Raw genomic sequence first — 12,561 nt, forward strand, 5'->3', positions numbered from 1 at the left:
TTTACCTCTTTAAAAGCTCTTTTACTACTTCTTTGTCGCTAAATTGGTGTTTGACGCCCTTTATCTCTTGATATGGCTCGTCGCCTTTGCCAAGTATGACAAGCGCCCAGCCAGGCTCAAGCTTGCTAATGGCCAGTGCGATCGCCTCTTTGCGGTTGGCATTTCGTATCAAATTTTCATTTTGGCTCATGCCAGCGCAAATTTCATCTATTATGCTCTCTGGCTCTTCGCTTCTTGGATTGTCACTTGTGACGATACAAATTCTTGCGTATTTTTGGGCTATCGCTCCCATTTTAGGGCGTTTTGTCCTATCCCTGTCACCGCCTGCGCCAAAGACTGCGATCAAATTTAGATGTCTAAGCGAGTTTAGCACCTTTTCGATACCATCTGGCGTATGGGCAAAATCCACGATGACTAGCGGATCGGTACTAACCACCTCCATTCTGCCACTAACCCCTTTAAATTTGCTTATCGCCTTTGAAAGCACGGTCGCCTCTGGACGCTCTAGCAGGCAAACGGCGCCAAGAGCTGCAATTAGGTTGTAAAGATTAAACTCGCCTTGAAGGCTTGAGTCTATCTCCACATCACCATTTGGCGTCTTGATAACCGCGTCTATGCCGTCCTTTAACCCATAAACTATCGGCGCAAAGCTGGCTGGCTTTTTAAGCGAATACGTATAAGCGTTTTTTGGATTAAATTTAATGCCATTATCATCAGCATTTATAAGCTTCATGCAATCATCGTCAAAAAAGCTTGATTTTACCCTAGCGTACTCCTCCATGCTCTTATGGTAGTCGAGGTGGTCTTGAGTCAAATTTGTAAAAATTTTAAGAGCAAATTTTAAGCTCTCGATGCGTTTTTGAGCGATAGCGTGTGAGCTAACCTCCATCACGAAGTACTCGCAGCCTTGCTCGCTGGCTGCTTTGAGGTAAGAAAGCGTCTTTAAAATGGCACTCGTCGTAAGCGCCTTGTCATCTATCTGCTTGCCCTCTACAAATGCCCCTCTAGTACCACTTAGGCCACATTTTTTGCCTAAATTTCGCAAAGTCTCATAGATAGCAGCAGCCGTTGTGGTCTTGCCATTCGTACCTGTGATGCCAACTATCTTTAAGTTTTCGTCTATTTTTAAAAGCTTTTTGCACTCTTCAAGAGTAATTATCTTTGCGCCATTTTTTACCGCAGCCTCTGCAAATCTCGCATTTGCAGCAGTTTGCACAAAAAATGAGCCTTTTTCGCACTCGTTTGAGTCATCTGTTATGAAGCTATTTTCTACTGATATTTTCATCGTTTTGTCTTTTTTGTATCTCTTTAAAAAGCTGATCTATACGCTCGTCACCGCCAAACATCACCGCCGCACTCTCAAGATAGTTTATACTCATTTCGATGAAGTCATTTTTTATCAAATTTCCCAAAAATTCTAAAAAATCATCTTTGTTTGAGATCATAACCTTGGTTGAGAACATGATGTTTTCAAAGACCTTTTTGAAGCTCCCGTCCTTATAAACAGCCTTTTTAAAGTCCTCGTAGCTGATCGCGTCTTGCTCTTCAAAATACTCATCGCTAGCCAATCTTGATTCTAAAATTTTTAAAATTTCATCCATTCCTTCATCATCTTCGCCAGCTCTTAGTTTATCCATAAAATAGTCAAATAAAAGTTTTGCTTCCTCTGCATTTTTCTCGCCAAGGGAGCAAATTTGTATCAAAAATAGTAAATTTTTATCCTGTGTCTTTTCGTAAGCTAGAGAGAAGTAAAAGATCGCTTCTTTAAATTTTGAGCGTTTAAAGTGTTTAATGCCTATTTTTTTATAATCTATCAATGTCAAATTCCTCGCCAATCGGGATATTTACGATCTCAAGCTCTGGGTGAATATCCATACGAAGTTGTCTTTCGAGTCCATATTTTAGTGTAGTTGTGCTAGCCGCACATCCATGACAATGCCCTGTGAGTCTTACGTAAATTTTGCCGTTTTTTATGCCAAGTAGCTCCATGCCACCGCCATCATTTTCAAGCATCGGTAATACCTTTTGCAAACTCGCACTGACTGGTTTTAAAAGTTCTTCATCGCTAAATGGGATCATATCTTTTTCCTATTAATTTTTTGGGCTATTATAGCAAAATAAAAATGCAAAAAATAATGGCTATATTTTTGCTTAGCGCTAATTTTGCTTTGTAATGTAAACCTTTTTGATACGCCTAGTCAGCTTTAGTTTTTAAATATTTGAGCTAAAATTTAGTAAATTTTTGATTATAAGTTTTAGGATAAAAGGGCAAATTTCGCCCTTTTTGTTTAATCTATTAGAAGCGATTTTATATCTACTTTTTGCTCGATCATCTTGCTCTCAAGCATAAATTCTTGCGTAGCCTCAAGTGCTTTTATATCTTCAGGCGTGATCTTTGGACTAAAGTCATACTGCGGATACATACTCTTTACCGCCTCTATGCTAAGCCCGGTCTCTTCAGCTGTAAATTTTAATGCCTCTTCCTCATTTGCTTTCATAAAAGCTAAAATTTCATCTTGAGCCTTTTTAAATTTTTCAACTAGATCTTTATGCTTTTTGTAAAATTCTCCGCTTGTAGCAGTGACGATGACTGGAGTGATGACACCCTTGCCTGTTGTTACGACACTAAGTCCTGATTTTTTAGCATTATAAGCAGCTGGTCCAGCAAGAAGTGCTGCATCGACACTGCCATTTTCAAGTGCAGCTTGTGCAGATGGGATGCCCATAGAAACGAACTCTACGTCATTTATACCAAGTCCGCTAAGAGCAAGATACCTAACCAAAAGCTCATTTAATATCGTACCTTTTGGCCCTGCTATTTTTTTACCTTTTAAGTCTTTAGCGGTTTTTATGCCTTTATCTTTAGCAAATATCGCAAAAGCTTCAGGTGCTCTTGAATAGGCACTTATGATCTTTATGTCAGCTTTGTTCGCTGCGGCAAGTATGACTGAGGTTCCGCCAACACAGTTTAGAAACTGGAGCGAATTTGAAGCTAGAGCTTGAGTCTGCTTTGCACCTGATGTTATCTCAGAGTACTCGACTGGCACGCCAAAAGATTTAGCATAAAAGCCTTTAAATTTATCAACGATTGAGGGGACGTTTAGCGGCGATTTGACATAGGTCATACCGATCTTATCTAGCTCACTTGCGTTTGCTACTAGACAAAGCAAAGAGGCTGCACACAAAATCTTAAAAAACTTTCTCATATTTGCTCCTTTAAAAATTTTTCCAAATTATATAACTTTTTGCTTCGTTTTGGTTTTAATTATCATTTTATAAAATGCTAAATTTCACTTAAAATTTTACGCTTTAAATTTATTAGTTCATCGCAAAGCAAATCTCTTGGCTTAGCTAGATTTGACAGATCATAATTTGATTTTGTCCCACCTTTTTCAAGCAAAATGATCTCATCTGCTAAATATAGAGCTTCATCGACATTATGAGTGACAAAAATGATGGTTTTACCGGCTTGGAGCTTTAAAATTTCAGCCTGCATGCTGGCTCTCGTAAAAGCATCAAGTGCCGCAAATGGCTCATCCATAAGGATCAAATTTGCTTCATATGCAAGCACTCTAGCAAGAGAAACGCGCGAACTCATGCCGCCAGATAGCTGCGAAACAGCGGCAAATTTAAAGTCGCTAAGCCCTATCATCGATATGAGCCTATCTATCTTTACCTCGTCTATCTCATGCTTTTTAAGCGCAAATACGATATTTTCATAGACATTTAAAAAAGGCATGAGCCTAGGCTCTTGAAAGACAAAGCCAATCTTTGCTTGCTCTTTAAATTTTATCTCGCCTAGACTTACACCCTCAAGTCCAGCAATAAGCCTTAAAAGCGTAGTTTTACCGCATCCACTTCTGCCAAGTATAACAGTGATCTTATCTTTTTTTATACTTAAATTTAGCTCTTTTAAAACGTCGATACGCTTGTCATGGATAAAAAAATGCTTTGATAAATTTAAAATTTCTATCATTTTTCACCTCGCAAAAGGCTAAATTTAGCTATCAAAAACAAAAACAGCCTATCTATGAGCACGCCGCAAATGCCGATCGTAAAAATGCCCACAAATATCCTATCTGCGCGTGAAAGCTCCTCAGCGTCAAGTATGAGATAGCCTAGCCCGCTAGAAGCTGCGATCATCTCCGCTCCCACAATCGCTCGCATCGCGTAGCCAAAACCTATGCGCATACCTACAAAAATATCTTTTATGGCATTTTTTAGGATGATTTTGTAAAAAATTTCAAATTTACTAAAACAAAAAATTTTACCAACCTCAATAAGCTTCACATCGCAGCTAGTTAGCCCTTTTGAAATACTTAAAAACATTGGGAAAAACGATGCTAGTATGATAATAATAATTTTTGGTGTTTCGTTTATACCAAACCAAAGTACCAAAATAGCAATAAGGCTAAGTGGCGGAACATTTCTAAAAAATTCTAAAATCCACTCATAATAAATGCTAGCTTTTGGAAATAGCGCCGCCACTCCGCCAAAAGCAAATGCCAAAACAAAAGCCAAAATATAACCAATAAATATGCGCTTAAAGCTAATCATCACATGCGTTATTAACTCGCCACTTAAGCTCATATCAAACATTGTTTTAAGTGTCGTAATAGGACTTGGTAAGATATAAGGTGTGAAAATTTCTAGCTCGCAAACGACCTGCCAAAGGGCAAAGATCGCTAGGATCAAAACGCTCTTTTTAAAAATTTCTATCACAGCCCATCTCCATTGTGACAGCCATTTTCGCAGTATAAAAGCTCGATGATCTGATAGTTTTTAAGCTCGCTAAATTTATATGAAAATGCGTTTTGTATCTTTTTTTTACTGCATAAGCTTAGTGTTTTTATGCCTAAATTTTCAAAAAATCCAGGAGGAATCGGACTTGATTCTATTTTGTTTATTTGTAAATTTATATCGTTTAGCTCTTTAAATTTTTTCCATGTTAAAAATGTAGTTCGCTCTAATTTTAAAGAATTTCCAAGCTCAGCCAAGTCATCGCAAGGCGTTGTTATATAAAGCCACTCATCTTCTTTTAGCTTTGAGCTAAGCTCGATGGCGCTTTCAATTAAAATGGGATTTAAGCTTGAAATATTATTTGAAAATTCTTTGAAATTTGATCTTATAAAATTTACAGCTCTTGGACATCGACTATCTAAAACCATGCCTTTAGAGCATAAATTTTTATATGAATTTTTGACATCACGAACATGATCTTTTTCGCACTCTACTATGTTAAAGCCCTTATTTTGCAAAAGCTCTTTTAGCGTAGAGAAGTCATACATATTTTTTACAACGGGATTTAGCCAAAGTAGCTTTCTCACGAGTTCTCCGTAATTTTAATAATAGAAATCAAGATTCTATCATTTAAAAATTTAAACCAAGTAAAAAGAGCCTCTTATGACTAAAATCATAAAAGATAGGCGGTACAAAAAGCTAAACTTAGCCTACACTTTTATATCTAGTTTATGTTTTTGCTCCACTTTTTCCATTAGTTTTAGTATATCAACTCCGTTTTTCTCAAGCTGCATTAGCTCCTTAAGATAGGCAAATTTCTCATCTTTATTGATGTCGTAAGTAGCCAGTTTCTCACTTCGTCCGATCACTGAAGCATAGACTTTGTTGCCATCGAGTTTGTCCGTATTTTGCACATTATAAAGCGAGAGCACGCCCTCTACCACCTCTTTAAAATCCGCCCCACTCTTCATGCCAGCTTTCATGAGCGTAAGAAATCTCTGTCTGCTCTCTTCATCAGTAAAATTTATACTTTGTAGCGTCTGGTACTCGATTGGCGGCTTATTAGTGCTAGTTAGCATAGAGATGGCCTTTTTGCCTATCGTAATGCTTTCTACGCCGACTCTTTCGCCAAGATACTGCCTAAGTGCATAATCAATCCACTTATCTTTAAACTCATCTATGCTTAGGTCCTTATCAAGTATCTCAAACCCTTCCACGTGGCTCTTGTGACCAAGCCCAAGAAGTGTGTTATCAAGCTTTGATGTATACTCTTTTGCAAAGAGATCGACATCTGTTGGATAATATCCTATGATCTCTTCGTGAGCTCTGCCAAAGCCAAGTGCTTTGGTCTGGTTGATAAAATTTTTGAGATCATTTATCTCATCTTGGCTGACTTGTTTGTCATATCCCATGAGCTTGCCCCAGATGCTTATCTTGCCATTAGCAGCTATGCCTGATAGCGAGAAATTGCTAGCAAATGTTAGATTCTCACTATTTTTTTGAAATTTTGTCGTATTTGTTTCATTTAAATTTATTGGCTCACCTCTAGTATCGGTATGACTTTTTTGCTCATCAACCAAACCGCTAGATAAATTATTTAAAGAATTTTTGTCTATATTGGATTTAGTATTTTTAGTATCAAGCTCTTGCGCTCTACTACTTTGCGAGCCAATATAAAAATTTGTCCCAACTCCATTTACACTACCTATCATCTCAAATCCTTTGAAATTTATTAGATGCCTGAAACAAATATCGTCTTAATAAAATAAAATTTTAGCATAGAGTTCAAAGGTAAAAATTTAAAATATATGATTTTAGATTAAAGGATTTACAACTTTTAACTATTAAATTTATGATTTTTTGGTTAATAAAATTTGATAAATAATTAAAGAAATTTATACTTTAGAAAGCTTTTGAAAGAAGGATTTTATTTTAAAGGTAAGAGAATTTTATATTCAAGAAATTAAAAAAAGAGAGCCGAAGCTCTCTAATAATTATTCAGCTACTAGCTCTATATAAGCCATCTCTGCTGCGTCGCCTCTGCGAACACGAGTTTTGATGATTCTTGTATAGCCGCCATTGCGCTCTTTAAATTTTGGAGCTACTTCAGTAACTAATTTATTTGTTGTTTCTTTATCTTGTAAAGAAGCAAATACTGCTCTGTGAGCGTTAGAGTCACCTTTTCTGGCTCTTGTAATTAGCTTCTCAACATAGCTTCTAAGCTCTTTTGCTTTTGGTAAAGTCGTCTCTATCTTTTCGCTTTTGATGATAGCTATCGCCAAATTTTTAAGCAATGCAGATCTATGAGATGACGTTCTACCAAGTTTGCGATATCCGTGTTTATGTCTCATCTATTGTCCTTTTATTCTTTTACACTCATTTGTGCTTTAAGCTCGGTTATTTTCTTTCTTAGTTGCTCTTTGCCATCTTTTAACACATCGGCACCAACTGGATAGCCTATCTCTTCCATAACCGCTTTAATCTCTTCAAGAGATTTTTTACCTAAATTTTTAAGCTCTTTAAGCTCATTTTCGTCCATTAATGCAAGCTCGCCGATAAATCTAATATCAGCTTTGTCAAGGCAGTTGAAACTTCTAGCACTTAAATTTAGATCTTCTACGCTAGAAAGTAGCTTTGAAAACTCGCCACCTGCACTTGAGCTAGCAACTGGAGTACTAACATCAATATCTAAAATTCCTTTAAATACTGACATTTGTTGATACATAGCTTCTAAACAATTTTTAAAAGCCTCTATCGGACTAACTTGACCATCAGTTGTTATAGTAAATACGATCTTTTCATAGTCTGGATCATCCTCAACCAAGACATTTTGTATATCATAAACTGCTTTTTTAACAGGTGTAAAAAAAGCATCAAGTGCGATATAGTCGTCTTCAATCTCTTCTCTGATCTCTTCACTAGGAACATATCCGATACCTTTTTGAATGATAACTGAAAAATTTAACTCAGCATCTTCGTTTATTGTAGCAAGGTATGCATCTGGGTTAACGATCTCAACTAGATCATTATTTAGATCAGCCCCAGTTATCTCTTTTGGTCCTTTAAAGCTATACTCTATAACTTCGCGCTCACTGGTACTTTTTAATTTAAATCTGATCTTTTTCAAATTTATAATAAAAAAAGCTACGTCTTCTAGCATACCACGCATACTATCAAATTCATGGCTAACGCCTTTTATCTTTACACCAATAGGAGCAAAACCTACTGTGCTTGTGTAAAGAAGACGACGCAATGGGTGAGCCAAGGTAACAGCATAACCCGCCTCAAAAGGATATGCTGTAATGTTAGCAACATTTTCACTAACACTTTTAACTTCAATTTCAGTTGGCATATAAGCTGATGTAGTAATCTTTCTCATCTTTATACCCTCTATTATTTTGAATAAAGCTCTACTATAAATCTTTCCTCAATAGGAATGATAACCTCTTCTCTTTCTGGATTTCTAGTGAAAATTCCAAATTTTTTCTCTTTTTCAACATCTACCCAAGCAACAATACCAGTTTGTGCTGTAAGATCTATTGCACGAACAATTTGTGGATTGTTTTTAGATTTTTCAACAATCTCTACTTTTGCACCTGGCTCAACTCTATAAGATGGTATATCTACTCTTTTGCCATTTACTAAAATATGTCCATGAGTTACTAGCTGACGAGCAAAACGACGAGTTGTTGCAAAGCCCATTCTATAAACAACATTATCTAATCTTTGCTCTAATAGTTGAACCAAAAGAGCACCGGTATTACCTTCGCGGCGTGCTGCTTCTTGAAATAATCTTCTAAATTGTTTCTCAGAAACACCATACATAAATTTAGCTTTTTGCTTCTCGCGAAGTTGTAAGCCATATTCGCTTATTTTTGCTCTTCTTTGTCCATGTTGTCCTGGTGCATAAGGTCTTTTTTCAAAAGCACTTTTACCAGCAAGTCTTCTTTCGCCTTTTAACGCAAGAGACACACCAAGACGTCTTTCTAATTTTTCAACAGGTCCTGTATATCTAGCCATAATAATTTCTCCTATTTTTCTCTAATTATACGCGGCGGCGTTTTGGCGGTCTACAACCATTGTGTGGTAAAGGTGTAATGTCTTTAAAGAAAGATACCTTAATTCCTTCAACAGTTCCTACACTTTTAACAGCCGTTTCACGTCCGCTACCTGGACCTTGAACCTTAATACCAACTTCTTTTATACCATGCTCTTTTGCTTTATTTAGAGCATCTTCAACTGCCTGTTGAGCTGCATAAGGAGTTGATTTTTTACTACCTTTAAAGCCTAAGCCACCTGCACTACTCCATGCAATAGCATTTCCCATTTCATCAGTTACAGTTACCATAGTATTGTTAAATGTTGCACTGATATAAACGATACCTTTGGCTATACTTTTTCTAACTACCTTTTTCTTAACTATTTTTCTTTTTGCCATTTATTATCCTTTAACCCTTGCCTTACTTAGTGGCCGCACCGACAGTTTTACGTCTGCCTTTTCTGGTTCTAGCATTAGTTTTAGTCTTTTGACCACGAACAGGAAGACCTTTTCTGTGGCGAAGACCTCTATAACTTCCAAGATCCATAAGAGCTTTGATATCCATAGCAACTTGTTTTCTCAAATCACCCTCAACGACGTGGTGCTCTTGAATTTCTTTACGGATAGCTGCCGCTTCGTCTTCACTAAGCTCGTAAACTCTCTTATCGTAAGAAATTCCAGCTGCGTCAAGGATTTGACGAGATTTATAAAGACCTATACCATAGATATAAGTCAAACCATACTCAATTCTCTTTTTGTTTGGTAAATCTACACCTGCAATACGTGCCATGCCTTATCCTTGTCTTTGTTTATGTTTTGGATTTTCGCAGATAACACGAATTATGCCACTACGTTTGACAATTTTACATTTGTCACACATCTTCTTTACAGAAGGACGAACTTTCATTTTAGTCTCCTAAAAATTTATTCCACTTTTTTAGGGGCTGCATCAGGTCTAAAGAAAGAATTTAGACCAACTATTTTCAAAATAAGTGGGGAACTTTGAAAATAATTCTTCATACAGCTTTTCGCAAAGCTTGGATTTTATCCAAAACCAGCTTTAAATTTACTTAGCATATTTGCCAAAAGGCTAAATTTACTTATATCTATAAGTGATCCTGCCCTTATCTAGGCTATATGGCGTAAGTTCTACTTTTACGCGGTCGCCAGGCATTATCTTTATATAATGCATTCTCATTTTTCCAGCGATATGACATAAAATTATATGTTTGTTGTCAAGCTCAACTTTAAAAGTTGCATTTGGTAGTGCTTCAACAACATTTCCATCAATCTCAATGACATCGTCTTTTGCCACAAACTCTCCTTTCTTTAAATTTTTGCTATAAATTTTATGCTTGGCTTAAAATTTCGGCTTTACCATTAACTATTGCCATGCAATGCTCATAATGGCTAGTTCTTAAACCATCTTTTGAGGTTACTTTCCAGTTATCGCTTCCTAAAACTGGCGTGCCGTCTTTTTGGCAGATCATTGGCTCTATACAAAATACCATTCCTTCTTTTATCTTTGGTCCAGCTTTTGGGTTATGCCCCTCAAGATAGTTTGGAATTTCTGGCTCTTCGTGTGGCCTTTTTCCTATACCGTGACCGCAATATCCACGTAAAGGCACATAACCTCTACCAAGAATAAATTTCTCAAGCTCATAGCAAATTTCTTTAAAATGCATACCAGCTCTTATATAGTCAATCGCAAAATATAGTGCATCTTTTGAGCAAGCAATCAAAGCCTCATCTTCTTTTGAAATTTTACCAACTCCAAATGTCCTAGCCGAATCACCAAAATAACCATCTAAATTTGAGCCGATATCAACGCTAACGATATCACCCTCTTTTAGTTTGTATTCATTTGGGATTCCGTGGATCACCACTTCATTGACACTTATGCAAGCCGCATTTGGAAAGCCATAAAGACCTTTAAAAGCAGGTTTTGCCCCAGCAGCCCTTATCATATCTTCACAAATTTTATCTATCTCAAGAAGTGAAATTCCAGGTTTTATGATCGTAGAAACGTGATCAAGAGTTCGAGCGACGATCTTGTTCGCCGCTCTCATTTTCTCTATCTCAGCTGGTCTTTTTAGCATGATAGCCATTTTATAGACCTACTGCGCTTAAAGTTTGGTATTTATTTGTATAAGACTGAGCTTCTATACGCCTCATCGTATCAAGTGCTACTGAAACCACAATAAGCACTGATGTGCCACCAAAATAAAATGGAACACCCATAGTCTTTACAAGTACCCAAGGTAGTGTTGAAATGATACCCAAGTACAAAGCTCCACCTAAAGTTAGCCTGCCAGCTACTTCATTTAGATAGCTAGCTGTACTCTCACCTGGTCTAACGCCTGGGATAAATCCGCCTTGTTTCTTTAAATTTTCACTTATATCTTTTGTGTTAAATACGATCGATGCGTAGAAAAACGCAAAGAAGATGATAAATAAAAATGTTAAAAAGTTAAACATATAGCCATTTGGACTCAAAAAGTCATTGATAGCTTGGATGATTGGATTTGTACTAGCCTGTAAAATCGTACTAGGAAACATCAAAATCGCACTAGCAAATATCGGTGGGATAACGCCACTTAAATTTACTTTGATCGGTATATAGTTCATTATACGTTTGTTTTGATTTTCCATTATCACTTTTCTTGAGTAAGAAATAGGAATACGCCTTTCACCCATCTCAACAAATATAATAGCACCGATGGTAGCTAAGATAATCGCCAAAATAGCGATAACTGTTAGGAAATTCATCTCAGAGGTGTTTACTAAATTTACAGTTCCACCGATCGCACTAGGTATGCCAGAGACGATGCCTGCAAAGATGATAAGACTTATACCATTGCCTATGCCACGTTGTGTTATTTGCTCGCCTATCCACATAAGTAGCATAGTTCCAGTTAGCATAGACACAGCAGAGATCGCGATAAATAAATTTATATCTATCATGATAGCTTGTTCGCCACCGCGTCCGCTTAAGCTTTGAAGTCCGATAGAAACACCGATTGATTGCACAAGAGTGATAACAATGGTTGCATAGCGTATGATTTGCATATATTTTTGCATACCGTCACGCTCTTTTTTCATCTGACCTAATTTCGGAAATGTTGCTGCTAAAAGCTCCATAATGATCGAAGCTGTAATGTAAGGCATGATACCTAAAGAGATGATACTTAAACGCTCAGCAGCTTTACCACTAAACATATTAAATAGACCCAAGGCATTGCTGTTGTTTGAATTAAAAAATTCTTTAATTACGTCGACATTAACACCAGGAACTGGCACATAAGCCAGTATCCTGTATGCGAACAAAAATGCCAACGTGATTAAAATCTTGTTGGTCAGTGTTTTATCCATTATTTTGTTCCGCTAACGCTAACGTTCTCGTCTTTAATCTTAGAAGCAAGAGCTTTTGCGCTTGTACCGATTAGTTTTATCTTAGTAACGCTCTTTGAAATTTTATGAACGCTAGCTATTGTTGCTATTGAAATTTCAGCAAGCTCTTTTATAGCTACAATTTTCTCGACATTAATAACATAAGGTTTTTCAAATTTAGAAGTAAAGCCTACTTTTGGAAGACGTCTTTGAAGTGGTTGCTGTCCGCCCTCAAAACCTCTTTTCTCATTGTAGCCTTTTCTTGCTCTTTGACCTTTGTTACCTTTGCCAGCAGTTTTGCCATTGCCACTACCTTGACCACGACCTATTCTTTTAGTTGCATGAGTTGAACCTGCAGCAGGTGTTAATTTTTCTAATGCCATCTTAACTCC

General features: G+C 36.9%; 18 protein-coding genes. All 18 read right to left on the bottom strand.

Annotated features, from left to right (window positions below; translation table 11 throughout):
• Position 1: 1 nt before the first annotated feature.
• The gene (locus tag F3H00_RS00590) at positions 2-1,285 is read right to left on the bottom strand and encodes a UDP-N-acetylmuramoyl-L-alanyl-D-glutamate--2,6-diaminopimelate ligase (RefSeq protein WP_149703648.1); all 1,284 of its coding nucleotides are present in this window, start codon (positions 1,283-1,285) and stop codon (positions 2-4) included.
• The gene (locus F3H00_RS00595; protein WP_021091130.1) at positions 1,263-1,817 is read right to left on the bottom strand and encodes a hypothetical protein; all 555 of its coding nucleotides are present in this window, start codon (positions 1,815-1,817) and stop codon (positions 1,263-1,265) included. The genes F3H00_RS00590 and F3H00_RS00595 overlap by 23 nt, the downstream gene beginning before the upstream one ends.
• A complete protein-coding gene (locus F3H00_RS00600) occupies positions 1,804-2,079 on the bottom strand; it encodes a NifU family protein (protein ID WP_148799588.1) in 276 nt (91 codons plus the stop codon). The genes F3H00_RS00595 and F3H00_RS00600 overlap by 14 nt, the downstream gene beginning before the upstream one ends.
• A 209-nt stretch (positions 2,080-2,288) precedes the next feature.
• Positions 2,289-3,206, bottom strand: a complete 918-nt coding sequence (locus F3H00_RS00605) for an NrtA/SsuA/CpmA family ABC transporter substrate-binding protein (protein WP_148799586.1) — start codon at positions 3,204-3,206, stop codon at positions 2,289-2,291.
• A gap of 77 nt (positions 3,207-3,283) precedes the next feature.
• Positions 3,284-3,976, bottom strand: coding sequence for an ABC transporter ATP-binding protein (locus F3H00_RS00610; protein WP_148799584.1), 693 nt, complete (start codon positions 3,974-3,976; stop codon positions 3,284-3,286).
• Entirely contained in the window at positions 3,973-4,722 is a 750-nt protein-coding gene (locus F3H00_RS00615) for an ABC transporter permease (protein WP_148799582.1), read from the bottom strand. Before F3H00_RS00615 ends, F3H00_RS00610 begins: the two co-directional genes overlap by 4 nt.
• The gene (locus F3H00_RS00620; protein ID WP_148799580.1) at positions 4,719-5,327 is read right to left on the bottom strand and encodes a hypothetical protein; all 609 of its coding nucleotides are present in this window, start codon (positions 5,325-5,327) and stop codon (positions 4,719-4,721) included. Before F3H00_RS00620 ends, F3H00_RS00615 begins: the two co-directional genes overlap by 4 nt.
• A 123-nt stretch (positions 5,328-5,450) precedes the next feature.
• Positions 5,451-6,452, bottom strand: coding sequence for a Cj0814-related protein (locus F3H00_RS00625; RefSeq protein WP_148799578.1), 1,002 nt, complete (start codon positions 6,450-6,452; stop codon positions 5,451-5,453).
• 282 nt (positions 6,453-6,734) lie between these two features.
• Entirely contained in the window at positions 6,735-7,091 is a 357-nt protein-coding gene (rplQ, locus tag F3H00_RS00630; RefSeq protein WP_002941584.1) for a 50S ribosomal protein L17, read from the bottom strand.
• Positions 7,092-7,102: 11 nt separating this feature from the next.
• A complete protein-coding gene (locus F3H00_RS00635; RefSeq protein WP_087578016.1) occupies positions 7,103-8,119 on the bottom strand; it encodes a DNA-directed RNA polymerase subunit alpha in 1,017 nt (338 codons plus the stop codon).
• 14 nt (positions 8,120-8,133) lie between these two features.
• Positions 8,134-8,760 carry a 30S ribosomal protein S4 gene (gene rpsD / locus F3H00_RS00640; protein WP_148799576.1) on the bottom strand — a complete coding sequence of 209 codons (627 nt, stop codon included), beginning with the start codon at positions 8,758-8,760 and terminating at the stop codon, positions 8,134-8,136.
• A gap of 25 nt (positions 8,761-8,785) precedes the next feature.
• Positions 8,786-9,178: a 30S ribosomal protein S11 gene (gene rpsK / locus F3H00_RS00645; RefSeq protein ID WP_021091081.1), complete on the bottom strand. Its 393-nt coding sequence runs from the start codon at positions 9,176-9,178 to the stop codon at positions 8,786-8,788.
• A 22-nt stretch (positions 9,179-9,200) separates the two neighbouring features.
• The gene (gene rpsM / locus F3H00_RS00650; RefSeq protein WP_012140556.1) at positions 9,201-9,569 is read right to left on the bottom strand and encodes a 30S ribosomal protein S13; all 369 of its coding nucleotides are present in this window, start codon (positions 9,567-9,569) and stop codon (positions 9,201-9,203) included.
• Positions 9,570-9,572: 3 nt separating this feature from the next.
• Complete coding sequence (rpmJ, locus tag F3H00_RS00655) at positions 9,573-9,686, bottom strand: 50S ribosomal protein L36 (RefSeq protein WP_002941545.1); 114 nt, start codon at positions 9,684-9,686, stop codon at positions 9,573-9,575.
• Positions 9,687-9,875: 189 nt separating this feature from the next.
• Positions 9,876-10,094, bottom strand: a complete 219-nt coding sequence (infA, locus tag F3H00_RS00660) for a translation initiation factor IF-1 (RefSeq protein WP_002848031.1) — start codon at positions 10,092-10,094, stop codon at positions 9,876-9,878.
• 34 nt (positions 10,095-10,128) lie between these two features.
• Positions 10,129-10,887, bottom strand: coding sequence for a type I methionyl aminopeptidase (map, locus tag F3H00_RS00665; protein ID WP_148799574.1), 759 nt, complete (start codon positions 10,885-10,887; stop codon positions 10,129-10,131).
• A gap of 1 nt (position 10,888) precedes the next feature.
• On the bottom strand, positions 10,889-12,151 hold the full coding sequence (secY, locus tag F3H00_RS00670) for a preprotein translocase subunit SecY (RefSeq protein ID WP_103604570.1): 1,263 nt from the start codon (positions 12,149-12,151) through the stop codon (positions 10,889-10,891).
• The gene (gene rplO, locus F3H00_RS00675) at positions 12,151-12,552 is read right to left on the bottom strand and encodes a 50S ribosomal protein L15 (RefSeq protein ID WP_148799572.1); all 402 of its coding nucleotides are present in this window, start codon (positions 12,550-12,552) and stop codon (positions 12,151-12,153) included. The genes secY and rplO overlap by 1 nt, the downstream gene beginning before the upstream one ends.
• Positions 12,553-12,561 lie beyond the last annotated feature (9 nt).

It is taken from the genome of Campylobacter concisus, assembly GCF_902460845.1.
GTDB lineage: Bacteria > Campylobacterota > Campylobacteria > Campylobacterales > Campylobacteraceae > Campylobacter_A > Campylobacter_A concisus_X.